Raw genomic sequence first — 22,912 nt, forward strand, 5'->3', positions numbered from 1 at the left:
TAAGATAATGCCAATGAACCGGCGCATTTATTGTGGGGTACGGCACCAAAAACTAAGCAGTATTCATCATGTTACAGCACCCAAGTAAAAGCTACGAAGATAAAAACATTCACCATCAAAATATGTAACCTAGAAAAAAGGCCTCCAGTGTTAAACCGGGAGCCTTTTTTAGTATACCAATTTCTACTTCACATAAGGCGGCTTATCCCAAGTAACCCCCATTCGCCCTGCTACTTCCACATTCCGTTATTTTTCGATTGTGAACTTGTCCAAAAAAGAAGTGGTATAGGTCTTAGATTAGCTTTAATTGGGGAAAGGAAGTTTGTGAAATTTACTGGGATTACTCCTAGACCATTCCCTTAAATTCAACTGTCTCATTCTTTGTATTAACCAAAAATTTACCAACACTTCCCCGATACTTCACTGATACTTTAAATGAATACTTATAATCTACCCGAGTATATCGAATACTACTAATTCTTCCCTGATACCCTTGACTACGTAAAACTCTCTTTACTTGGTTCCTTTGTCGCTCAGTAATTCTTGCAGAACTCCGATAGATTGTCTTCTTAATAATCACATCTGGATTCAATGGAACAATGTAATCCTTACATTCCAACAATTCCACCAACTTTCTTTTTTCTTTGGAATTTGTCTTGACGGGTTATGGTTTTCCATTCAGTTTAGAGGGAGTGACGTTTTGAGCGCAGAATTGTTCCCTGGAATCAGCTATTTGGAATAACTGAACCAGAGTACAATTCTACCACTAAAAGTTTCCCCTTAGTTCGTCGGTCGTTAACGCCCGTCGCTTGTCTGTACAATTGCGGTATTGCTACCACCACTCATTATAAACCTACGTTTTCGGTTTAACCTACTAAAAAACGCCCTAGCAGGCGTTGGTAATACGTATTTATTTTTGTTCGATCACCAACTAATCAGTGGCACCAAGCCGAAGCTTCGTTTTACCACCCGCGCCGTTAATGGTCGCGCTCACCATTCACCACCCAGCCGTACAGATGACCTTGTTGTGGTATAGCCAGACTTATTGAAGTCGCACTGGCAAACGTGTCCCCTTGGATTTAGACCCCAGCTTGTCCCCTAGGGCTTTAAAAATCGCACCGGCCATGATATAATAGTCATTAAACAACGATGACTTTTATGTGGCGCTCACCGATTCCCGTCGGTGGGTGTTTTTTTATGTTCTATTTTATGTAACCAATATTACTCGTTGTTTGGTGATAAATCAACATTTCTTTTTATGTATCCTTGTATCCTTGTATACTTGTATATTAATATCCTTGTATCTAAGTATCCTTGTATCCTTGTATCTAAGTATATTAGGATACTTGCAGTCAATCTTAATTTAACGGCTTTTGAGAAGAAAAGTATCCTTGTATCCTTGTATCTTTGTATCTTTGTATGTTATCATCCTTGTATCCAAGTATCCTTGCATATTAGGATACTTAATTGGAGGTCAGTATAATGGGTGAAGTAATTACTTTTGGAAATTTTAAAGGTGGCACCGGTAAAACAACAAATGCCACGCTTGCATGCCTGGCACTAGCTCGTGCTGGTAAAAAAACGCTATTAATTGATTTCGATCCTCAAGCAAACGCTACAGATATTTACTTTAAAACCGCGGCTAATTTAGGCCACGATGATATTAAATTTAATCAAACCTTGCTTGCATCAATCCAAGAAGAGGACTTATCAAGATCGTTGGTTACTTTGGATAAAAACATTGACTTTATTCCATCAAGCGCAGATTTTTCATTGTACCCACGGATTATGGAAAAAAAGTTTAAAAATAATTATAAAGATAGAGTTACATATTTTAGCAAGCTACTTGCTTCACTAAAAGAAAAATATGATTTTGTGGTATTTGATTTGCCACCGACTATTTCCTTAATTTCTGATAGCGCCTTATACGCTTCAGATTGGGTTCTGATTATCCTTCAAACTCAAGAGCACAGTCTTCAGGGTGCCGAATCGTTTCTAAAATATATACAGGAACAGGTAATCGATGAATACGAAGCACCTAGTTTGAATTTACTCGGTATACTTCCTGTGCTATTAAAGAATGGGGCGCCTGTTGATCACAGCACATTAGAAGTAGCAGAAGAAGAATTTGGGAAAGAAAACATGTTAAAAACCCTAATTCGTAATATGGAAAGAATCAAAAGATATTCAATCAGAGGTGTATTTCTAAAAGATCAGTTCGATAAAAAAATAATTAGATTATACGATTCTGTGGCACAAGAAATTATTGAAAGGGCGGACTAGCATGGTGGAACTTTTACACAATCCTAACTCAAATAAAAGCAAAATAATTCCTAGAAAATCGGCGCCCCAGCCCCAAAAAGAAATTTCCATATCTTCTCTAAACGAATCAAACAAAACGAAGTCTAAAAAAATAGATGGTGTTACTTTTGATACTACGCTCAGAATTGACAATCATCTAAAAAACTTTATGAAAGCTATGGTAATTTTAGGGTATAGCTCAACTCAACAAAACGGATTAGCCCAATTACAAAAAACTTTTTTTGAATCGTTAACTGAGTCTGAACAAAATACGCTTACAACTCAAATACAGACTTTGGAAACCGGCGATGCTAACAAAGTAAAAAGTAAATAATCACGTGCTCTCAGACGACGAGAGCGTAAAATATCTTGTGTAAATGGTAGATTGTAAAATTAATCCGAACAGCGTTCGGATTAATTTTACAATCTACCTTCCAGAACCGTGTTGTCATTGAAACGCTTCATAATGAAGAACGTTCCTTGCGATAAATCGCTAACTACTTAGACTTTAGTCAGACCACCATCTTTAACGAACTTCACCGGCTAAATAGTGAGTACCAGGCTGGGCTAGCGCAAACTGACTTTGAACGAAAGGTTAGTCAACGGGGGCGAAAGTCTTCGCTTACTAAAAACCTTAAACACTTGATTGAAGAAAAGATTCAAGTCCAGAAGTGGTCCCCTGAACAAGTTGCCCATGTGGTGGGGATTGCCTACAAGACGGTCTATAACTGGATTGATCAAGGATGGCTTGATGTACAGCTACCCGATTTGCCTGATCATGGAATTCGTCGTCATCGTGCTAAAGAAAAGCGTGGTACGTTCAGTCACGGCCGCTCAATTGAGAAGCGTCCTCATAAAGTCGAAACTCGCCAGGAATTCGTCCACTTTGAAGCTGATACCGTACTTTCTGGTAAACGTAAAGGTCAAGCTGTGGCTACTTTTGTGGAGCGTAAAAGTCGCCTGACAATTGTTAAACGGCTCCATGGTCGCGACGGTCAGTTCATGACTCAAGCCGTACTTGAACTAGCTAGTCAACTTCAAGACAAGCTCAAGACGCTTACTGTGGATCATGGTAAAGAGTTCGCTAACTACCAGACAATTGAACAGCTAACAGGTACTCAGGTTTATTTTGCCCATGCTTATTCACCACATGAACGCGGTAGTAATGAGAACCGTAACCGAGTTTTGCGACGGTTTATTCCCAAGGGACAAGCCATTGAAGAACTAAGTGATTACCAACTGGTTCAAATCAACTGGTATCTGAATTCACGGCCACTTAAATGTCTTAATTGGCATACACCAATCGAGATCTTCTTGCTTAATTTACGTCATTAAATTCGTTCAAGTTATTTCTTGCAATCTACCAAAACAACATTTTATATGATGTTTTTACTGGGAATACTATTTTCATTCGGCATAATGATAATCGGTCCAAGCTACTTCATTGAATTGCCCCAGGTTGATCATGATACCTTTAATGTTGGAAAAGTTATTGCACTGATTCAAAATATGGTGATGAGTATTTTATTCTTGGTTCAATTTTATCAAAGAAAAAATGAAGGTACCTCAATAGCTGGTCAATCCTTTATCATCGCATTCACAAAATGGATTGGGACTCCCTTAACCGTTGGGCTCCTTGCGATATTAACTGACCCAACTGGATTTATGATAGTTATTGTTGGTCTCATATTTATTTGTGATACTTGGTATATGCTTGCAATTTATAATGAGTTAAAATCTCAGGGAATTAATCCATTGAAAAGATTATAAGCTGCAGAATCCATCTTAATTAATTTTGAGAACGAATTATTAGCACTACTCTATCTGACAAAAATTTCAAAGTGTACTTAAAAAGCTAAGAAACTATTTGCCACCATATTTTCATATGAATATCTAAAATTTGAAAGTTTAATATTGCATATTTAAAAGGACAGCAGGTTTCCCCCTGCTGTCCTTTTAAGTACGCCGACAAAAATATTTTTCTTGGCTTCCCACACTGTTAACTACTTAATCGGTAAAAGCGGCTATTCCTGACCATCACTAATTTTAATATTCGTGGTAATAATATCAGCATCATCAGCAATGACCTTCTGAATATGGTTAGCATGAATGTGTCCACTGATTGGATTCTTCACACTTTCAATCGTTGAATTTACTTCGGCATTGATATTCGTGCAGTATTCAAACGCTAGATCAGTATTTACTAATACACAATTTTCAAGCGTAATGTTATCCATATAACAGAATCCTTGATCACTTTCAATTGTGCAATTAACTAGTTTAATGTTTGAAGAATTCCAGCCAAAATATTCTCCCACAATTTTTGAATCATAAATCGTGACATTCTCACAATTCCAGAAAGCATCCTTGGTAATCAAAGTTGAATCATGGATCTCAACATTTTTAGCCCCGTCAAAGCCATAATTACCAACCAAACTAAGCTTATTAACTATAATATTATGACTATTCATACAAAAATAGTTACCAGCGGCCTCCACTGTGGACATGTAAATGTCACTACAATTCCAAAGTGTTTCATCTGCATTAGAAAAATGCACATGTTTTAATCTAATCTGGTTGGATTTTCTAAACGATTTTGGTGCCTGAAAAGTACTGTTCATAATTTGAATATCACTGGTGTACCAAATACCCGAACGGGCCATTTCTTCAAAAATGGTGTCATTAACCAACACTTTCTCACTATACCACAATGGATATTTCCACTTAAAAATGGCTTGTACTAGTTCAATATTAGTACTCTCTTTAAGGGGCGACGACTCACCGTCTCCAAACGTCGAATTTTCAATTCTTAAATCATGTGCTTTGAACAAAGCGCGTTCACCAGTTAATAATTGTTGTTTTACATCTTTCATAAATATCATCACTTTCAAAATTTGTTTTTTTGCTTCAAGTCGTCTAAACTTCTGGCCAACTCTGCATTTTGTTGTTTTAAATTTTCAATTTCAGATTGAGTATGGTCATGTTCAGCCTTACCTTCTTTTTTTCCCTGACCATGCATGCCTTTCATCATAAAAAGCATCATCAGCGGGCATAACAGAACCAGGGCATAATTGGCTAATGTCGAAATTAGTTGTAACATTTTATTTACCTCCTCGGTGTTTTAAGTTATCCAATTCTTGTTTCATTTTTGCATTCTCTAGTCTGAGATTTTCGTATGCGTCCTTACCTGAATCTTGGTTCGCATCACTATGGTCCATCTCGCATCCCATGGAACCAGATTCGCCATCAGTGTTTTTATGACCACGCATCATCCCCAAGTGCATTACACCCATTAGAACGAGCGCTATTATTACGCCATAACTTTGAATAAATTGAATCATTTAAATCGCTCCTCACTATAAGATTAATTTTCATGCAATGCTGCCCCATTGTATAAATCGATTTTTCTCACGCCAAAACGTCGATAAAGAATGAAGATCAGGCCCGTTATGAACAGTCCTAAAGAAAGTAGTTGCGAGATTCGAACTGATCCGACCATCAAGCTGTCGGTCCGCATTCCTTCAATTACGAAGCGTAATAATCCATACCAGACTAAGTAGAACCCGAAAATTTCTCCTCGCAGAAGACCTTTAATGCGGTGCCTGAGTAGTATCACAATAATGAAGCCTAATAAAGTTCCCATACTTTCAAAAAGGAAGGTTGGTTGTCGATAAGACCCAGATATAAACATTTGTTTCCGGAACACTTCTGGCAACCAGTTCAAATTAGTTGTTATTGCACCGTAAGCTTCTTGATTAACGAAGTTTCCCCATCTACCAATAGATTGGCCTAGTAAAACTCCCGGGATAGCAACATCCAATAAATCTAAAGGGTTGATCTTTTTTCTGTAACTAAAGATTAAAAGCACAATCGTTCCGGCAATTAAGCCACCATAAATCGCACCGCCGCCTTCCCAAAGCGCAATTATTTCATTTGGATGTTGCTTGTAATACCCCCATTCAAAAAGAACGTAGTAGGTTCGCACACCAATCAAACTAAATGGCACTGCCCATATCATAAAATCAGTTATATCATCAGTAGTTAGATGTCTTCGTGGCGCCTCTTTAGAAGCTAACCAGATTCCAATCAGCATCCCCGCTACGATGATAAGGGCATACCAGCGAATTCTCAGCGGCCCTAGCCTTAACGCCACTGTATCAATACTTGATAGAGCCAAATCCATAACACCTCTCCATTCTTAGTAAATCCATTGTAAAAAAACAATGTGCAGAACTTGTGCAGATTTAAAATTTAATCTACACCGTTCTGCACATTTATAATTAGTCATAGGGCAGCTCAATTGTAAAAGTCGTGCCTCCATGTTGCTTACTTTTAACCGAGATATTTCCATCATGGAGCTTAATAATATCCTGAACGATCGTTAAACCTAGCCCAACTCCACCAGTCTTTCTAGTCCGTGATTTATCAACGCGATAAAAATGTTCAAATATATATGGTAAGTCGGCTGCATCGATGCCCTCACCCTCGTCAGAAATTTGAATGCTAAAAGATTTTGGAGATTGTTCGATATCAATACTGATGGTTGAGTTATCAGGCGAATATTTATAAGCATTAATAACTAGGTTGATTAATACTTGTTGCATTCTAGCATAATCCAATTTTGCTTCAAATTGTTGTGAACCGATAATATTCAAATGAATGTTTTTTTGATTCAAGATTCCCGCTACTTTTTTCATTAAGTCGTCCATTAAATTGGCGATAAGGACCGAAGATTTTTTTATTGAAAAATTATGTGCTTCAAATTGAACTAACGTCATCATGTCGTCCATCAAATGAGTCAACCGTGCACTTTCATCACGAATAATACTCAGGTATTTTACCCGTTCACCTTCTGATACTGATTCCCGACTGGCGATGTCCGTATAGCCTTTTATAAAGGTTAACGGCGTTCTCAATTCATGGGTAACGGCCGCAAAAAACTCATTCCGTTCCTTTTTCGTGTGTCGGAGTTTATTAGCCATGTCTTCGATTGAATTAGCTAAGTCCCCCAATTCATCCTGACTATCTATCGATAATGCTACGGACAAGTTTCCCTGGGCAATCTTTTTCGTTTCAGACGTTATTGCTCTGATGGGTAAGGTTAAATTTTTTGCGATAGATGCGGTTGCAAAAATAGTTATCAAAAACGTTAATATAACCAAAACTATGAACACGCTAGAAAAATCAAAGACCATTTTCTGAATCTGCTTAGTAGATAAGAACATATAAACATTACCAAGCAATTTGCCCTTTTTGATGATCGGTGATTTTGATACGAGATAACTTTTTTTCATCCAGTCAGAGTGTAAAACCTCAGATTTACCCTGACTAGCACTCGTGAATTTTGCAAGATGCTTTTTCATTTTAGAATTCACCACTTGTGAAGCCATCAAAGTTTGACCATCTGGACTTTGGACAATAATTGCCATATCAGTATCCCCTTTTTCAGTCAAAACAACATGTTTTATTGTTTGAGCAGTGAAATCGTTGGTCAAAACATGGGCATGGTTCTCCCCACGCTTGACTAAACTACTGGCCTGTTCATTGATCCAAGTGTTAACAACTAAAAGAAATAAGCTTATAAATATTCCCATTTCAATAGCAATCGCCATCAATAAAAATGACAGTCCTATTTTGACCGAAATCTTATGGCTAACCCTTTGTTTCATAATATTAATAGCTGCTTTTATCCTAACCATTTGTAACCAACTCCATATACGGTAATCAGCATCGAATCCACAGCAAAACCATTGTTTCTTAACTTTTCTCGTAAATTTCGGATATGTGAGTCGACGGTTCTATCATCAACCTCAGCGTTGTATCCCCAAATACGCTCAATTAAATGATTGCGACTAAAAATGTCATTTTTATTGTTCAAAAACAGCGTTAAAATATTGAATTCAATTGGCGTAATTTCGAGTTCTGCCCGATCGATACGCAGTTGATGAGTCCGCTGATCTAATGTTAAATTATTTGATTTTATTATGTCCACCTTCTCAGTACGCCGAACTAGTGCTTCAATTCTTGCCATTAACACATGCTCATCAAACGGTTTAGTAATATAATCATCAGCACCATTTTTCAAGCCAAAGATCATATCGTTATTTTGATTTAGAGCGGTCAACATAATGATTGGCGTATTATCAAATTCCCTGATTTTTTTACAAACTTCCCAGCCATCCATAACGGGCATCATGACATCTAATAGAACTAGATCAAACTTTTCATGTCTCAATCGCTCAATTGCTTTTACACCATCATTTGCCTTCTCGCAATGATAGCTATCACCCTCCAGATATAGCTGTAATAGATCTAACATTCGCGGTTCATCATCTATCAGTAATATATTTTTCACGCTTTCCCCCTGCTTTTCGTCTAAATAAAAAAGGCTCGCCGATCACGGCGGACCTCTCTTTGAAAATGACTTGTGTTATTTTTCCACTACCGTATAAAGACGGACATCATAACCTGCATTAGCTACCGCATCGCTTATTTCAGCTATCTGTAACTTATGTTTATCAAATTCAATGACGACTTCATCTTTTTCCAAGGTTACATTGGCATACTGCACGCCATTAGTTGCTTCGAGCGCATCCTCCACAATATGCTGACAATGTTCACAATGCATGTCATCAATTTTGGCAATTACTTTTTCCATGGGATCGCGATCCTCCTTAATTTGACGCTAGCTTATTTTCTTTTGGTAACCTGACATAATTAAGTAACAGCGAACTGATAACAACCGTAATGGAACTAAGCGCCATCGCGAGACCGGCTAGTTCCGGTGAAAGGATAAACCCGAGCGCATAGAAAATACCAGCAGCAATTGGAATCCCAACCACGTTATAAATAAAGGCCCAGAATAAGTTCAACAAGATGCGGCTATACGTTTTACGCGCCATAACCAGCGCAGTGACCACGTCCATTAAATCATTTTTTACGAGAACAATATCACCAGATTCAATTGCGATATCACTACCCGAACCCATGGCAATCCCAACGGTTGCAGTTGATAACGCCGGCGCGTCATTAATACCATCACCCACAAAAGCAACCGGCGCTTTTTCTTCTAACTCCTTAATATGTTGCGCTTTATCTCCAGGCATAACATCGGCAATAACTTCATCAATGCCAATTTCCTCAGCAATCGCCGTTGCCACCAGTTTGTTATCACCCGTTAACATAACTGTCCGAAAACCGGCTTTCTGCATTGCCTTGATTGCGGCCTTCGAAGTTGGTTTAGGTGCATCTTGAATCCCAATTAAAGCAATAATTTGCCCATCGTAGCCTACCAAGACCACCGTTTTTGCTTGCGCTTGAAGTTTGGTCATTTTATTTTTCAGATCAGTTGTCATATTAAAATCATCTGCTAATTTGTCATTGCCGATAAAGGCTTGCTTTCCATCAATAACGGCCTGGACGCCTTTACCACTGATAGCTTCAAAGTTTTCAGCTTGTAAGGGCACGACACTTTTGGCTTTTGCTTCATTTAAAACGGCTAAGGCTAGTGGATGTTCTGAAGCACCTTCAAGCCCGGAAGCAATGCTAAGAATCTCGGCTTCTTCAAATTTACCAGTTGAAACGATATCCGTTACTTGTGGTTTACCAACAGTAACGGTCCCAGTTTTATCCATAACAACCGTTTTAATCGTGTGAGTAGCCTCTAAGACTTCACCATTTTTAATTAGAATACCAAGCTTGGCGGAACGTCCCGTCCCAACCATTAATGCAGTCGGAGTAGCAATCCCCAGAGCACATGGACAAGCAATAATCATAACTGACACGGCGAAGATCAAGGCGGTAACCGGAGTAGCCCCTAAAAATGCATACCAAACAACGTACGTCAAAATAGCAATCATCAAAACAACCGGAACAAAAATGTTTGAAATGGTATCAACGGTCTTTTGAATTGGTGCCCGCGAGTTCTGTGCTTGACGAACCATTTCAGCAATATTCGACAACATTGTTTCAGAACCAACTTTGGTTACTTTAAAAGTAAATGATCCCGTATTATTGAGGGTTGCACCGATAACCGCGTCACCAGGTCCCTTTTCGACGGGCATTGATTCTCCCGTAACCATTGATTCATCAAGTGTAGATTGCCCTTCAACAATCTCACCATCAACAGCCACTTTTTCACCCGGCTTAACACGAACAACATCACCTTCGACAACCTGATCAATGGGCAGTTTTACAAATTCGCCATCGCGAAGGACTTCCGCTTCTTTGGCTTGCAGATCCATCAGCTTATCAACCGCCGATGAAGCTGACGACTTCATTTTTTCTTCAAAAACGGAGCCTAATAGTATTAAAGTAATCACAACCGCCACAGCTTCAAAATACGTACCAGCGGGTCTAGTAAACATGGCATAAATACTATAAATGTACGCAATCGTAGTACCTAATCCAACTAGGGTATCCATGTTGGCGTGATGGTTTTTAAATGAAACGATGGCAGTATGCAAAAATGGCAAGCCCGCAAACCAATAAACTAATGAACCAAACGCGAACAAAATCCACACACCATATTTTTCTCCGCCCAACATGGAGCCGCCAAAGCTCATAAACATATTTATGAGTAACGGTACTGAGCCAATCACACCAATGATGAATCTTTTCATAACTGACATAAGGTTTCCTCCTCAAATATCGAGCGTTATTATTTAACGCGATAGTTGCCCTTAACCATGTTCATACCACACGTCCATTCATAATTTCCTTTTTGAGGTGTAAACCTAACCGTTACCTGCTGATTGAGTGGTAGATCATATAATTCGCCGTTGAACTTGACTTGTTGCGTGCAGCCCTTATCAGCGACTCTCGTAAACGTAACCTCCGCTGGCTTACCAGCTTTTAATTTGAAATTATTTGGCGAATAGCCGCCATCAACCGTGATATTGATTTTATTATTATTTAATCCAAGCATAAACCTAGCTCCTTTGTTATTTGATAACGATCTTGCCATGAAACATGTGCATTCCACATGAATACTCGAACTCACCCGCTTTAGATGTGTCGATTGGAATCGCTACGTCTTGATTCATTGGCAACTCGGCGTCCACTCCGAAGTCTGGAAAAACGACTTTCTCAAGACAGGTCGTTGAATCTTTCCGATTAAAGACTAATTTTACAGGGGTATCTTTTTTTATTTTTAAAACAGCTGGATTAAAGCCGCCGTTGACGACCACTTTAGCTGTTTGACCATCTTTCGTTGTAACTGCAGTTGCTTGACTCTCACTATGTTTGCCAAAAAACCACCAACCAATAAAAACGATCAATATTACTCCAACTACTACTGTAAGTATTTGTGCCATATCATTTCCTCCTCTTAGGTAATAACGGTTATGTTTCTTTTCAATAATTTAAGATTACATCTGTAAACGTAGAAAGTCAACACTAAAATTTACATTTGTAAACATAAATTGAAAATTTTTTGAGAAGGCAAATTACAAGTTTAATCCGAACAAGCCCGGAATCTTTCAATGGCAGTCTGTTGATGATGTATTTTTAATGGTCGTTGATTAATTAGTTCAAGCTTTCCAGCAACGGCGACTGCCTTCGCAATATGCGGCCATCTTCTTAGATGCCAATTACCTGCCTTTAAAGCGGGACACCGTCCAAAAAGAAGCGGTTCATTGTATTCAACCAACTTGATTGCGAACTTTAACAAGCATCTCAAACGCAACCCCAACCACAAAGAACAATTTCCAACGGAAGATTCACTGAATCGATTCCTGGTTTCTCAGTTTAACGTCTACCACGAGAAGTCCATGAAGCGAATCCATCGCAGATTCAACGGACTTCAGGACACCCTGGAATCATCCTTTATTTAAATTAACTACATATTATATGTACGGAGGTATTTCATTTACACAAGATTCTTGACGATATCCATATTTACTCAATAGATTAATATCAAATGGTGAAAATCAACGAAAAAAGGAGATCTATCAAGCAATCTCCTGCCCAATAAATCTCCTCTTACATAAAGTTATTTATGAACACTGATTTAAGCTAAGCTGCCGATATCACAATCTCAGCATCCACTAAATCAGCCTTCAAGTTTTTGACATCTGAGTGGTCAAGGTAGAAATCCGTTACCTTATCACGAATTTGTTGTTCAATTACTCGCCGTAATGGCCGCGCACCCATTGCTTCATCATAGCCTTGTTCCATCAGCCAATCTTTGGCCGCTTTAGTTACCTCAAGTTTGATGGATTTTTTGGCTAATGTTTTTTGTACATCCGCCAACATCAAATCGACAATTTGACTTAAGTCTTGCTTAGTCAGATGTGAAAATTCCACGATTCCATTAAAACGGTTCAGAAATTCTGGGCGGAAAAATGGTGCTAACTTATCCATTAATGACTGATCTCGTTGCTTGTCACCACTTAATGCTTCATTACCAAAGCCAGCATTAGAAGTAGCGATAATAATCGTATTTTTGAAATTAATGACATTGCCTTGTCCATCCGTTAAGCGCCCATCATCCATCACTTGTAACAGTAACGTTAATACTTGTGGATCAGCCTTTTCAATTTCATCTAATAATACAATGGAATATGGATTACGCCGAACCCGTTCAGTTAGAGTATTAGCATTATCTTCATAGCCTACGTATCCAGCCGAGGTACCAATTAATTTCGACACAGCTGTACGATCAGCATATTCACTCATATCTAGCCGAATAATCGCATTTTTATTTCCAAACATATCTAAGGCTAATTGCTTAGCTAATTCAGTCTTTCCTACGCCAGTTGGGCCTACAAACAGAAAACTTCCAATTGGCTGATCACCCTCTGAAAAGCCCGCACGGTTACGCCGAATTGCCTTCGCTACCATTTCAACCGCTTCATCTTGACCGATTACCTTACTTTTCAGACGCTTATCAAGATTTTTCAAGTGCTCAATATCATTAGCGCCCATATCAGCAACTGGTATACCAGTTAAACGTTCAACCGATTGTGCCACATCATCAATCGTGGCAGTGATTTTTTCTTTTTGATCCGTTTTTTTAATTTTTTGCTTGGTTTTCTCGATCGACTTCTTGATATCAGCGGCTTTTGTAAAGTCCTCCGATTTAACGGCGGCCTCCTTAGCTGCCTCTAATTTTTTAACGCGTTGATCCAATGTCTCAACATCAGTTTGCGAATTTTTAGCCGCTAAATGAGCCGCAGTCATGTCGATCAAATCGATAGCTTTATCTGGCAAAGTGCGTTGTGGTATATATTGGATTGAATAATCCACAGCCGCCTTCAAAACATCATCTGGTAATACAACATGATGATGCTTTTCGTACAGCTTTTTAACACCTTGTAATATACGTAAAGTGTCAGCGGCCGTCGGTTCATTAATCACAACATCATTGAATCGCCGTGCCAAAGCCGCATTTTTCAAAATAGTATTGCGATATTCATCTTGAGTCGTAGCCCCGATTACAGTCAGCTCGCCACGTGACAAAGCAGGTTTAATGATATCAGCCAATCCCTTGCCACCGTCTTCACCACCAGTGGCACCCGTGCCGATAATCTGATGAATTTCATCGAAGAATAGAATAATATTACCAGCTGCTTTAACTTCCTTTACCAGCTGTTTAATATTCTCTTCAAAAGAACCGCGATATTGAGTTCCTGCTTCCAAAGACGATAAATCAATCGAATAGATTTCTTTATCTTGAATCGTTTCTGGAACTTTACCAGCCACAATTGCTTGTGCCAGACCTTCGACGACTGCAGTTTTACCTACACCGGCATCACCAACTAAGATTGGATTATTTTTCGTTCTACGACTCAAAATTTCTGCAGTTTCTTGAATCTCATTCTCACGTCCAATCACTGGATCTAGTAGTCCATCACGAGCCTGTTCCGTCAAATTAGTCCCTAACTTTTCTAAAATCCCTCCTTTTTTAAAAGCCTGTTTACCATCTTTAGATACTTCTATTGTTTTATTATTTTGGGGTAGCTTACCAGTTGCTCGGTATTGAGCAAACTCATCTGGTGTCAACGATTTTCCATTAACTAAGTACCGTGCACGCTCTGAATTTTGATTATCCATGCGCCGAAATAATTGATTGAAAACATCATCCATATCATTGTTGAAAAAAGGATCATTTTCGTAGAAATTCGCCATAGTACAACACCTCCATAAAAATTTACACGTGTAACTTAGTGACCATAATATCCTTTAAAACTTCATCTGATTGTATCACGATTTTTATGTATCATTAAGTAAAGTGCTTATCGGTGTATTAAACGAGATACTTTGAAATACCATTACAACAAACCCTTTCAGGATAAATTGCCGTTAATTAGTATATCAAAATATAATATGTGGTAGATTGCAAATATTTTAGACTTACTTTATGATTAGGATAAGTTGATCAACCATTCACCCTTAAAAGTTTTTCCCACCCGCTTGCCGACTGCTGTCAGCAAAACGGGTTTTCTTATGCGTCCTTCCGCAGCAAAGCATTGCCATCTATTTGATTTTGCTGGATACCCACTCACCTCAGCATGACATGCACCATCACCTTTTTTAAGGCAATCTGAACATCAATATCTGCTAGAAAATCACTGTATTTTAGCATTGTTAGTGTTACACTGATAACTAGAAGGGAGTTGCAAATATGAAGAAAATCATCAATGCACCGGGCGATATTGTCTCGGAAATGATTGCTGGACTCGCTGCCAGCTATCCGCAATATTTGAAACAGATTCCTGATACAACGGCGGTCGTCAGAAATGATGCCGCGTTCAAACAACATAAGAAGGTCGGCGTCATCTCTGGCGGCGGTTCCGGTCATGAACCGCTGCATGCCGGCTATGTCGGTCAAGGCATGCTTGATGCTGCGGTGGCGGGCCAAGTCTTCACATCCCCGACCCCGGATCAAATTTACGCTGCTATTAAAGAAGTTGACCAAGGTGCAGGCGTTTTGATGATCGTCAAGAACTATTCAGGCGATGTGATGAACTTCGACATGGCCAAAGACCTTGCCAGTGTTGACGATATCACCGTCGAATCCGTAGTCGTTGATGACGATGTTGCCGTCAAAGATTCACTGTACACGCAAGGACGGCGCGGTGTCGCCGGTACTATTTTTGCCGAAAAAATTATCGGCGCGGCTGCTGAAGCTGGTTTAAGTCTAGATGACCTGAAGAAGTTAGGCGATGCCGTCGTTAAGAACACCAAGTCCTTTGCCATAGCATTGCACGCTGCAACGGTTCCTGAAGTCGGCAAACCCGGGTTTGATTTAAAACCTGATGAAATTGAATTCGGTGTTGGCATTCATAACGAACCTGGCACCGGTCAGGAAAAACTGCCGACCTCTAAACAATTGGCTAAGCAACTGATTAGCAAGTTGACGGCGGAGTTCAAAGATCCACAAGCCCACAAGTATGCCGTCTTGGTTAACGGCATGGGTGCTACCCCGTTGTCTGAACAATACATTTTCATGGGCGATGTGCTGAATGAACTGAAGACTGAAAAGTTACCTGTCAGCTTCACCAAAGCTGGCAACTATGTCACATCACTCGACATGGCTGGCATCTCATTGACCATGTTGGCTTTAGACGATCCGCAATGGCTGACCTACCTGAATGCGTCAGCCCACACTGTTGGTTGGGGGGATACCGATGTTAAACGCTGATACATTAACCAAATGGATGACGAATTTTGAAACCCGCATTACCAAGGAAAAAGACCATCTCACCGAACTTGATCGCGTGATTGGCGATTCTGACCACGGCAACAACATGGAGCGCGGCGTCGAAGCGATCAAAGCAGCCTTCGAAAAAACCCCACCGACTACCAATCTGGCTCAAGACTTCAAGACAATTGCAATGGCCATGCTGAGCAAAGTCGGCGGTGCCAGCGGTCCTTTATATGGTACAGCCTTTCTCGAAATGGCTAAGCTTGCCAAAACCGACACCGATTTTGGCGACCTCGTCGATGCTGCCGCAAAGGGTATTGCTAAGCGCGGCCAAGCAAAAACCGGTGATAAGACAATGCTTGATGTCTGGACACCAGCAGCTGATTTGATCAAACAAGGCAAGCTCGATGACGCCGCCATTGACAAGTTGGTTGCTTCCACCGAGCCAATGATCGCTAAACGCGGCCGGGCGTCTTATCTTGGTGAAAAGAGTGTCGGCCACATTGATCCCGGCGCCGCTTCAACTGGCGAATTGTTGAAAGCCTATTTAGATGCGACCGCTTGATCGACAACCGACAAACTATGAAGGCAAACACTTGTAAAGGAGTGATCCTATGGCACTAGGCATTTTACTTGTTTCACACGTTCCGGCGATCGCCAATGGTGTTGAAACTTTAATCAAACAAGTCGCTAAAGATGTTCCCATCACCACAGCTGGCGGTACTAGCGACGGCAAAATCGGCACGGATCTCGACCATATTCAAAAAGCAATTGGCGATAATCCAGCTTCTGAACTGCTTGTTTTCTACGACCTCGGCAGTGCGAAAATGAATTTGGACATTGCCGAAGAAGTCAGTGATAAACAGATGCATGTTTATGATGTCGCGTTTGTTGAAGGAGCTTATGCAGCCGCAGCATTGCTAGAAGCCAACGTCACCCTCGACAAAATCGAAGCGCAATTGAAACCACTCAAAGTAAAGTAAGTCATCGCCGCTTATCGGCTTGAACAACTGACAAGCGGTTTTTCATACCAAAAATGTTGACCATGGCTACGGGAGAGATTGTACATGTCCACATCTGATCAAACCAAGGATCGTCTTGCTAAGGTTCTCAAAGCACAAATGCGGCACAAACCATTAGACCGCATCACGATTGCCGAATTGAGTACGGCAGCACACGTCAACCGCAACACGTTTTATTACCATTTTGATGACATCTATGCCTTACTGAAATGGACCTTAGAGGCTGACATTGGCCGTAAAGTGATGCAGGACTTAGGCGTAGCCACATGGGAAACAAAGTATCAGCTGGTGCTTGACTATATCGTGGCTAATCAGATCTTTTGTCTGAATGCGTTTCATTCAGTTGGCCGTGACATGCTGGAAGGATTCTTATTTCAGTCAGCCACCGACATGGTGAAACCAGTCGTTTTGGACATTGACCCAGCAACACCAGCCCAAACCGTTGCCGATATCTGCAACTTTTATGGTGCAGCCATCGTCGGGCAAGTGCTGCTGTGGTTAGCGCAGTCCTTGAAAGAACCGGAACGCAATCTGATCAAGCGGGCTGATTTGATGTTAAACGGGTCGATTGCTTTCATTGTCCGCAAGCGGTCACTTGGCCCACAATAAAAGTTAATTTTCGAACAAACATCACAATTTGACTAAAGACGCTTCTTTTACTTGTGCCTATAATATAGGTGACATCAGAAAGGAAGCGTTTTTAGATGAAGAAATTCTTATTGACAGCGCTAGGCGTTGCGCTGGTTGCTGGCGGCACCGCATGCTACTTCGCAATCAAAACAGAGATGCGTAAAGCTTGAAATAGTTGGCCTATTAAGAATACGATAATAACAAATGTAACGATAAATTCATTTATCGCGTAGTTCAAGTTGATTGATTCTCTGTTTTAAAATGAGGAGGTCTTTCTCGTGTATTATAGTAAAGGAAATTATGAGGCGTTTGCAACGCCCCGAAAACCTAAAGACGTCGAGAAGAAGTCGGCTTATATTGTCGGCTCGGGGCTGGCTGGTTTAGCTGCTGCAGCTTTTCTAATTCGTGATGGGCAGATGGCCGGTGAAAAAATCCATATCTATGAAGAATTACCGGTAGCTGGCGGTTCTTTGGATGGCACAGATCGGCCCAATGTTGGCTTTGTAACCCGTGGTGGACGAGAAATGGAAGATCATTTCGAATGTTTGTGGGATTTGTATCGGTCCATCCCGTCTCTTGAAATTAAAGGTGCTTCGTACTTGGACGAATATTATTGGCTGGATAAAGATGATCCGAATTCTTCTAATTGCCGTTTAATCTATAATCGTGGTAATGAGGTTCCAGACGATGGTCAGTACACGCTTGGTAAGACCTCAAAAGAACTAATCAAGTTGGTATTGACGCCGGAAGAAAAATTGGGTACCGAAACCATTCAAGAATTTTTCTCTGATGCGTTTTTTGAGAGTAACTTTTGGGTGTACTGGTCAACCATGTTTGCCTTTGAAAAGTGGCATTCAGCTGTTGAAATGAGACGTTATGTGATGAGATTCATTCATCACATTGATGGCTTGCCGGATTTCACGGCACTGAAATTCAATAAATACAATCAGTACGAATCGATGGTTAAACCGTTAATGGCTTATTTAACCGATCACCATGTCGATGTCCAATTTGAGACAACGGTTGATAATGTTTTGGTTGATTTAGAAGGAAACCAGAAAGTTGCCAGGAAATTGTTACTCACCGTTAGTGGTCAAAAACAAACCGTGACGTTAACGCCAAATGATTTGGTATTTGTCACCAATGGATCAATTACGGAAAGTTCAACCTATGGTAGTCATGATAAACCGGCGCCGATTACTGATCAACCGGGTGGTTCATGGATGCTGTGGGAAAATTTGGCAGCTCAATCTGATGATTTTGGTCATCCTAAAGTCTTCTATCAGAACTTGCCGAAGAAGAGTTGGTTTGTGTCCGCAACGGCAACGATTGAAAACGACGAGTTGGACCCTTACATTGAACGATTAACCAAACGGGATCTGCATGCCCACAAAATCAATTCGGGCGGGATTATTACAGTCACTGATTCTAATTGGATGATGAGTTTTGCGGTTCATCGGCAACCTCATTTTAAAGAACAAAAGCCAAATCAAACCACCGTTTGGATCTATGGATTGTATTCAGATGTCGATGGGAATTACATTCGAAAACCAATTGAAAATTGTTCAGGAAAAGAAATTGCTGAAGAGTTTCTTTATCATCTAGGCGTTCCGGAGAGCAAGATCGATCAACTTTCAAGTCAGGAGTATATCAATGTAGTACCAGTCTATATGCCGTTTATTACCAGTTATTTTATGCCCAGAGCTAAGGGTGATCGACCAAAAGTGGTGCCGGTTGGATCGGTTAATTTAGCCTTTATTGGGAATTTTGCTGAATCACCATCTCGAGATACGGTTTTTACAACGGAATATTCGGTTAGAACAGCTATGGAATCTGTCTATACGCTCTTAAATATTGAACGAGGGGTTCCAGAGGTATTTGGCTCAGTTTATGATATTCGTGAGTTGCTGAAATCGGTATATTATATGAACGACAAGAAAAAACTCGAAGAAATTGACCTACCATTACCAAAGCCGATTCGAAAATTAGGCTTGAAGAAGGTTGAAAAAACTTGGATTAAGGAGCTTTTGGAAGAGGCCCATTTAATTTAGAAAAAAATAAGCGTGCCAGCTTTGATGAGTTGGTGCGCTTATTTTAAATGGTATGCGTAACCCATTTATTATGACAAATTATTGAATCTCGATCTGGTTACCATTTTCAGTACTTTCAGCAGACTTTGGCAAAATGATGTTCAAAACACCATTGTCGATTTTAGCTGAGATGTGATCGCGGTCAACACCAGGTAATTCATAGGTTCTGGACATGACACCGTGTGTGCGTTCACTGGCAATTAACCGACCTTGGTCATCCTTCTTTTCAGAAGCTTGGGCTTGGTCAACGTTAATTTCCAGATCACCGTGGTTGTAAGCCAAGTGAATGTTCTTCTTATCAATTCCTGGAACATTAACCTTCAGCATGTAATCCTTGTCGGTTTCCTTAATATCGGTCTTAAGGTCACCGTTACTGATTGTGTCGTTTTCCCATTCAGTTGGACTAAAGAAGCGACGTGCTAAACGATCAAAGAACGGATCCATTGCGAAACGATTCATCATTTCATTTGCCATAATACCAATCTCCTCTGTTAAAAGTTATTGGATTTTAAGCGTTTCAAAGTGGTGCAATGAGTTGATCCTCATTCCCCCAAAGACGTTAAGAAATAATTTTTTTGCTAATTACTCAATTTCAATGTGACCATCGTGTTCATCACTCTCAGTTACCTTTGGAAGGGTCACATTTAGGACACCATCATTAACTGATGCACTGATGTGATCACGATCGACACCCGGTAATGTGTAGCTTCTGGACATGACGCCATGGCTACGTTCACTAGCAATCACTCGACCATTTTCATCTTTTTGTTCTGACGACTTTTCTTGGTTAATGTTTAACGATAGCGTATCATTTTGATATGCTAAGTGAATATTTTCCTTATCAATTCCCGGGACATCAACTTTTAACGTATAGTCTTTATCAGTTTCGTTAATATCAGTTTTTAGATTACCAAAGTCAGCATAGTCGTTATCAAAACGACTAGGGCTAAAGAAATAACGTGCCATCCGATCAAAAAATGGGTCAACATCAAATCGATTCATTAAGTCATTTGCCATAACAACCAATCTCCTTGTTTTCTAAATTTAATGATTGGTAAAGGCTGTTAAACCACTGTTGAATCTTTCTTTTCTTTCCTTTACCTTTCACCTTCTATATTAATCAGTTCGAAAAAAAATGCCAGTATTTAGCACTATCCGCTGTCGAGTGCTAACGAACTGATTTGGGCGATCATTATAATTAGCTAGTGTCTCCTGAATAACCGTCATGGTTAAGCTTGGTAGTATTTTATACGAATCTAATGAATATTATGTACTTTCAGGCGGTCAAATCACTGGTGAGAGCCCGTTTTTCGAAAAATAGGCATACCAAAGCAACGCGCTGGAGCCGGTTTAAATTAACACAGAGAATGGACAGCCCGACCTGCGTTAGATTAGTGTTTTTCAGCTTGGCTTTTAGTTTTCCTAGAGAATAACAACGCTTAGAGAGACTAAAGTCGCGCTCAATTTGCGTCCGATCACGTTCGTCTTGATGTTCAATTTTTAGATTTTGCTGCCGATGTTTGGCTGGTCGGCCCAACTTAGGGCCGCTGATCCGAATGTGCTTGTCGTGGCAGTAACGGCGATTTTCCCGCGTTCGGTAAATTTGATCAACCAGCACTCGTTGTGGATACACACCAGTGCGCTGGTGATAACGCTCAATGACCATGATTAAATCTTTCGATTCATTGAAGGCTTCATAGCTGTAGCGTTCAATCCGTAAGAGACCGTCACTATTACTAACATCAATCTTGGGACCAAACTCGGTGGGGTTCTTAACTTTTCCTCGGCCGATCGGCCGAACATAAGGCTGTTGAAAACTGACAATCCGCTGCCCAATTCGATGGGTCTTTTGGACATACATGGCGTGCTGTTGTTGGTAAATCTGCTCACAGATGTCGAAAATCTGCGCCTGGCGCTGAGTTAACTGGGTCCCTTGAGCGATCACTGATGAATGATTTTGCGATCCCGACGGATATACTGAAGTTGCTTTCGAATAGCGCGCCGACGTTTCTTGTTTGATCGTCGTTTGGTCTTGGCGCACGCCAAGTAATCCTTATGGGCCTTTTGGCAATAAATGCGGGGACGCCGCATCAACGCACCGGTCTTATAGAAAGCATCGATGAGTTTTTCACAGTGCTGGCGTGTCTGATTTAAGAGATTGATGTCTTGGGGATAAGCCACATTTGCCGGGGCACAAGTCGCATCCAAGGTTAAGGTGCCCCGATTAGGCAATCCTTGCGGATTGGCCGCATCCGGGCGGTCAGCTTTTGGGTGCTCAGAACCCTTTGCCTGATCTGAATTGGCGGCTAGTCGCCGTTGGTTGAAGGCGATGATCTGTTCATTGATGGCCGCTAACTGATCAATTGGCAGGCGTTTACGAAACCAAACCATTGTTGAGGGATCAAAAGGCGGTTCTTCGGTGTATTTGGGTAAGCCGATAAAGTACTGCAGATACGGCGTCTCTTGAATTTGACGAACCAATTCTGGATTGAAGTCAATATTTGAGACAGGTTTTAAGAGACATTCAGAACCGCGTTTACCTTCCACAGCTCAAATAAATCATTAATCGTGATTAATAACTTATTTGAACCATGGAAAGCATTAAATCAGGCGGCCATTTGGCTCGTAAGTGTTGCGATTTCAACTTGTAAGGGGGTCTGGTAGCCCAGTGAATTATGAATTCTCTTCCTATTGTAGAAAGCATGCACATCTTCAAAAAGGACAGCAGCGGCAGTTTCATAATTCTCAAAGACCGGCACTTAATTTGACAATTCAAGTCCATATATCTGTTATTTCACTCCTATTTAAATTTTTTCTTCACTGCCCTGCTTATTTAATGAGAAATTTATCTATACACACTGAATTTCTTTCGATACCTTATAAAGGTTGTCCGTTTAATTCCTGTATTACGGGCAACATCGACATCACTCATGCCTGCCTCGTAAAGCTTAAAAGCATGTTGCAAACGGGGATCATCTTCAGCGTATTGAGGCTTGCGACCATGATATTTGCCCTGCTGTTTGGCTAGGGAGATCCCTTGTTGCTGACGCTCAATGATCCGCTTACGTTCACTTTCAGCTTGGTATTTATAAAGTTCAATAATGAGGTTGGTCATCAGTTGACGTAAATTGGGGTCAGCAATCCCTGTCATGGACGGCAAATTTAACACATCTAGGGTGGCACCCTTATTTTGAATGGAGTTCATGATCTTAGTCAAATCA

25 protein-coding genes and 3 pseudogenes are annotated in these 22,912 nt (G+C 40.4%); 11 read left to right on the forward strand and 17 right to left on the reverse strand.

All coding sequences use genetic code 11. The annotated features are described in order from the left end of the window. Positions 1–346: 346 nt before the first annotated feature. Positions 347–619, reverse strand: coding sequence for a hypothetical protein (locus IV36_RS08310; protein ID WP_056991676.1), 273 nt, complete (start codon positions 617–619; stop codon positions 347–349). 863 nt (positions 620–1,482) lie between these two features. Here IV36_RS08310 and IV36_RS08315 point away from each other — a divergent pair. The 4 genes and pseudogenes from IV36_RS08315 (at position 1,483) to IV36_RS08330 (ending at position 4,071) form a co-directional block, all read left to right on the forward strand. Beyond that, positions 1,483–2,283 (forward strand): ParA family protein, encoded by an 801-nt coding sequence (locus IV36_RS08315; protein ID WP_015639692.1) that lies wholly within the window; start codon positions 1,483–1,485, stop codon positions 2,281–2,283. 1 nt (position 2,284) lies between these two features. Beyond that, the gene (locus tag IV36_RS08320) at positions 2,285–2,635 is read left to right on the forward strand and encodes a DUF5388 domain-containing protein (RefSeq protein ID WP_056991677.1); all 351 of its coding nucleotides are present in this window, start codon (positions 2,285–2,287) and stop codon (positions 2,633–2,635) included. 83 nt (positions 2,636–2,718) lie between these two features. Continuing rightward, a pseudogene (locus IV36_RS08325) lies at positions 2,719–3,636 on the forward strand (IS30 family transposase). Positions 3,637–3,654: 18 nt separating this feature from the next. Further along, a complete protein-coding gene (locus IV36_RS08330; protein WP_143143032.1) occupies positions 3,655–4,071 on the forward strand; it encodes a hypothetical protein in 417 nt (138 codons plus the stop codon). A 254-nt stretch (positions 4,072–4,325) separates the two neighbouring features. On the opposite strand, the gene IV36_RS08335 is transcribed toward IV36_RS08330, so the two are convergent. The 10 genes from IV36_RS08335 to IV36_RS08380 form a co-directional block, all read right to left on the reverse strand. Then, positions 4,326–5,174 (reverse strand): DUF3737 family protein, encoded by an 849-nt coding sequence (locus IV36_RS08335; protein ID WP_056991679.1) that lies wholly within the window; start codon positions 5,172–5,174, stop codon positions 4,326–4,328. Positions 5,175–5,188: 14 nt separating this feature from the next. Then, positions 5,189–5,401: a DUF2933 domain-containing protein gene (locus IV36_RS08340; RefSeq protein ID WP_056991680.1), complete on the reverse strand. Its 213-nt coding sequence runs from the start codon at positions 5,399–5,401 to the stop codon at positions 5,189–5,191. A 1-nt stretch (position 5,402) separates the two neighbouring features. Then, a complete protein-coding gene (locus tag IV36_RS08345) occupies positions 5,403–5,642 on the reverse strand; it encodes a hypothetical protein (RefSeq protein ID WP_056991681.1) in 240 nt (79 codons plus the stop codon). A gap of 23 nt (positions 5,643–5,665) precedes the next feature. Next, positions 5,666–6,484 carry a prolipoprotein diacylglyceryl transferase gene (gene lgt / locus IV36_RS08350; protein ID WP_033615027.1) on the reverse strand — a complete coding sequence of 273 codons (819 nt, stop codon included), beginning with the start codon at positions 6,482–6,484 and terminating at the stop codon, positions 5,666–5,668. Positions 6,485–6,581: 97 nt separating this feature from the next. Further along, positions 6,582–8,000 (reverse strand): sensor histidine kinase, encoded by a 1,419-nt coding sequence (locus tag IV36_RS08355; RefSeq protein ID WP_056950624.1) that lies wholly within the window; start codon positions 7,998–8,000, stop codon positions 6,582–6,584. Next, positions 7,988–8,656 carry a response regulator transcription factor gene (locus IV36_RS08360; RefSeq protein ID WP_039098576.1) on the reverse strand — a complete coding sequence of 223 codons (669 nt, stop codon included), beginning with the start codon at positions 8,654–8,656 and terminating at the stop codon, positions 7,988–7,990. Before IV36_RS08360 ends, IV36_RS08355 begins: the two co-directional genes overlap by 13 nt. Before the next feature lie 75 nt (positions 8,657–8,731). Next, on the reverse strand, positions 8,732–8,959 hold the full coding sequence (locus IV36_RS08365; RefSeq protein ID WP_033615028.1) for a heavy-metal-associated domain-containing protein: 228 nt from the start codon (positions 8,957–8,959) through the stop codon (positions 8,732–8,734). Positions 8,960–8,975: 16 nt separating this feature from the next. Continuing rightward, positions 8,976–10,931, reverse strand: coding sequence for a copper-translocating P-type ATPase (locus IV36_RS08370; RefSeq protein WP_032811341.1), 1,956 nt, complete (start codon positions 10,929–10,931; stop codon positions 8,976–8,978). A 29-nt stretch (positions 10,932–10,960) separates the two neighbouring features. Continuing rightward, positions 10,961–11,227, reverse strand: a complete 267-nt coding sequence (locus tag IV36_RS08375) for a cupredoxin domain-containing protein (RefSeq protein WP_032811340.1) — start codon at positions 11,225–11,227, stop codon at positions 10,961–10,963. 16 nt (positions 11,228–11,243) lie between these two features. After that, the gene (locus IV36_RS08380; protein ID WP_032811339.1) at positions 11,244–11,615 is read right to left on the reverse strand and encodes a cupredoxin domain-containing protein; all 372 of its coding nucleotides are present in this window, start codon (positions 11,613–11,615) and stop codon (positions 11,244–11,246) included. Between the two features lie 214 nt (positions 11,616–11,829). Here IV36_RS08380 and IV36_RS12590 point away from each other — a divergent pair. Together IV36_RS12590 and IV36_RS11910 are read left to right on the forward strand one after the other, a co-directional pair. Beyond that, positions 11,830–11,949, forward strand: a pseudogene (locus IV36_RS12590) (transposase); the annotation flags it as partial. Then, positions 11,934–12,134 (forward strand): annotated as a pseudogene (locus tag IV36_RS11910) (transposase); the annotation flags it as partial. The pseudogenes IV36_RS12590 and IV36_RS11910, both read left to right, overlap by 16 nt. A gap of 181 nt (positions 12,135–12,315) precedes the next feature. Here IV36_RS11910 and clpL read toward each other — a convergent pair. Further along, positions 12,316–14,430, reverse strand: coding sequence for an ATP-dependent protease ClpL (gene clpL, locus IV36_RS08390; protein WP_056991683.1), 2,115 nt, complete (start codon positions 14,428–14,430; stop codon positions 12,316–12,318). Positions 14,431–14,926: 496 nt separating this feature from the next. On the opposite strand from clpL, the gene dhaK reads away from it, so the two are divergent. The 5 genes from dhaK to IV36_RS08415 all read left to right on the forward strand — a co-directional run bounded on the left by dhaK (position 14,927) and on the right by IV36_RS08415 (position 19,652). Then, on the forward strand, positions 14,927–15,946 hold the full coding sequence (gene dhaK / locus IV36_RS08395) for a dihydroxyacetone kinase subunit DhaK (RefSeq protein WP_056991684.1): 1,020 nt from the start codon (positions 14,927–14,929) through the stop codon (positions 15,944–15,946). After that, a complete protein-coding gene (gene dhaL / locus IV36_RS08400; RefSeq protein ID WP_056991685.1) occupies positions 15,933–16,514 on the forward strand; it encodes a dihydroxyacetone kinase subunit DhaL in 582 nt (193 codons plus the stop codon). The genes dhaK and dhaL overlap by 14 nt, the downstream gene beginning before the upstream one ends. Before the next feature lie 49 nt (positions 16,515–16,563). Then, a complete protein-coding gene (dhaM, locus tag IV36_RS08405; RefSeq protein ID WP_003563416.1) occupies positions 16,564–16,932 on the forward strand; it encodes a dihydroxyacetone kinase phosphoryl donor subunit DhaM in 369 nt (122 codons plus the stop codon). Between the two features lie 84 nt (positions 16,933–17,016). After that, on the forward strand, positions 17,017–17,580 hold the full coding sequence (locus tag IV36_RS08410; protein WP_056991686.1) for a TetR/AcrR family transcriptional regulator C-terminal domain-containing protein: 564 nt from the start codon (positions 17,017–17,019) through the stop codon (positions 17,578–17,580). Positions 17,581–17,879: 299 nt separating this feature from the next. Continuing rightward, entirely contained in the window at positions 17,880–19,652 is a 1,773-nt protein-coding gene (locus tag IV36_RS08415) for an oleate hydratase (protein WP_035437581.1), read from the forward strand. A gap of 78 nt (positions 19,653–19,730) precedes the next feature. Here the strand turns inward: IV36_RS08415 and IV36_RS08420 are convergent, their stop codons facing one another. The 5 genes from IV36_RS08420 to IV36_RS08440 all read right to left on the reverse strand — a co-directional run. Beyond that, entirely contained in the window at positions 19,731–20,165 is a 435-nt protein-coding gene (locus IV36_RS08420) for an Hsp20/alpha crystallin family protein (RefSeq protein ID WP_056991687.1), read from the reverse strand. Between the two features lie 108 nt (positions 20,166–20,273). Further along, positions 20,274–20,708 (reverse strand): Hsp20/alpha crystallin family protein, encoded by a 435-nt coding sequence (locus IV36_RS08425; protein WP_056991688.1) that lies wholly within the window; start codon positions 20,706–20,708, stop codon positions 20,274–20,276. Between the two features lie 259 nt (positions 20,709–20,967). Beyond that, positions 20,968–21,732, reverse strand: a complete 765-nt coding sequence (locus tag IV36_RS08430; protein ID WP_162261585.1) for a transposase — start codon at positions 21,730–21,732, stop codon at positions 20,968–20,970. Then, positions 21,633–22,238, reverse strand: coding sequence for an IS5 family transposase (locus IV36_RS12415; RefSeq protein ID WP_056991690.1), 606 nt, complete (start codon positions 22,236–22,238; stop codon positions 21,633–21,635). Before IV36_RS12415 ends, IV36_RS08430 begins: the two co-directional genes overlap by 100 nt. Positions 22,239–22,536: 298 nt before the next feature. Beyond that, the coding region (locus IV36_RS08440) for a helix-turn-helix domain-containing protein (RefSeq protein WP_156648651.1) at positions 22,537–22,912 on the reverse strand (376 nt) is incomplete at its 5' end.

It is taken from the genome of Liquorilactobacillus mali, assembly GCF_001437155.1.
In the GTDB taxonomy this organism is placed as follows: domain Bacteria; phylum Bacillota; class Bacilli; order Lactobacillales; family Lactobacillaceae; genus Liquorilactobacillus; species Liquorilactobacillus mali_A.

Bases quoted from the DNA above. Each gene is read 5' to 3' on its own strand.
- IV36_RS08335 (WP_056991679.1), bottom strand. From the start codon at position 5,174: ATGAAAGATGTAAAACAACAATTATTAACTGGTGAACGCGCTTTGTTC.
- lgt (WP_033615027.1), bottom strand. From the start codon at position 6,484: ATGGATTTGGCTCTATCAAGTATTGATACAGTGGCGTTAAGGCTAGGG.
- IV36_RS08370 (WP_032811341.1), bottom strand. From the start codon at position 10,931: ATGTCAGTTATGAAAAGATTCATCATTGGTGTGATTGGCTCAGTACCG.
- dhaK (WP_056991684.1), top strand. From the start codon at position 14,927: ATGAAGAAAATCATCAATGCACCGGGCGATATTGTCTCGGAAATGATT.
- IV36_RS08380 (WP_032811339.1), bottom strand. From the start codon at position 11,615: ATGGCACAAATACTTACAGTAGTAGTTGGAGTAATATTGATCGTTTTT.
- IV36_RS08315 (WP_015639692.1), top strand. From the start codon at position 1,483: ATGGGTGAAGTAATTACTTTTGGAAATTTTAAAGGTGGCACCGGTAAA.
- IV36_RS08425 (WP_056991688.1), bottom strand. From the start codon at position 20,708: ATGGCAAATGACTTAATGAATCGATTTGATGTTGACCCATTTTTTGAT.
- IV36_RS08340 (WP_056991680.1), bottom strand. From the start codon at position 5,401: ATGTTACAACTAATTTCGACATTAGCCAATTATGCCCTGGTTCTGTTA.
- IV36_RS08355 (WP_056950624.1), bottom strand. From the start codon at position 8,000: ATGGTTAGGATAAAAGCAGCTATTAATATTATGAAACAAAGGGTTAGC.
- dhaL (WP_056991685.1), top strand. From the start codon at position 15,933: ATGTTAAACGCTGATACATTAACCAAATGGATGACGAATTTTGAAACC.
- clpL (WP_056991683.1), bottom strand. From the start codon at position 14,430: ATGGCGAATTTCTACGAAAATGATCCTTTTTTCAACAATGATATGGAT.
- IV36_RS08320 (WP_056991677.1), top strand. From the start codon at position 2,285: ATGGTGGAACTTTTACACAATCCTAACTCAAATAAAAGCAAAATAATT.
- IV36_RS08375 (WP_032811340.1), bottom strand. From the start codon at position 11,227: ATGCTTGGATTAAATAATAATAAAATCAATATCACGGTTGATGGCGGC.
- IV36_RS08365 (WP_033615028.1), bottom strand. From the start codon at position 8,959: ATGGAAAAAGTAATTGCCAAAATTGATGACATGCATTGTGAACATTGT.
- IV36_RS08345 (WP_056991681.1), bottom strand. From the start codon at position 5,642: ATGATTCAATTTATTCAAAGTTATGGCGTAATAATAGCGCTCGTTCTA.
- IV36_RS08410 (WP_056991686.1), top strand. From the start codon at position 17,017: ATGTCCACATCTGATCAAACCAAGGATCGTCTTGCTAAGGTTCTCAAA.
- IV36_RS08420 (WP_056991687.1), bottom strand. From the start codon at position 20,165: ATGGCAAATGAAATGATGAATCGTTTCGCAATGGATCCGTTCTTTGAT.
- dhaM (WP_003563416.1), top strand. From the start codon at position 16,564: ATGGCACTAGGCATTTTACTTGTTTCACACGTTCCGGCGATCGCCAAT.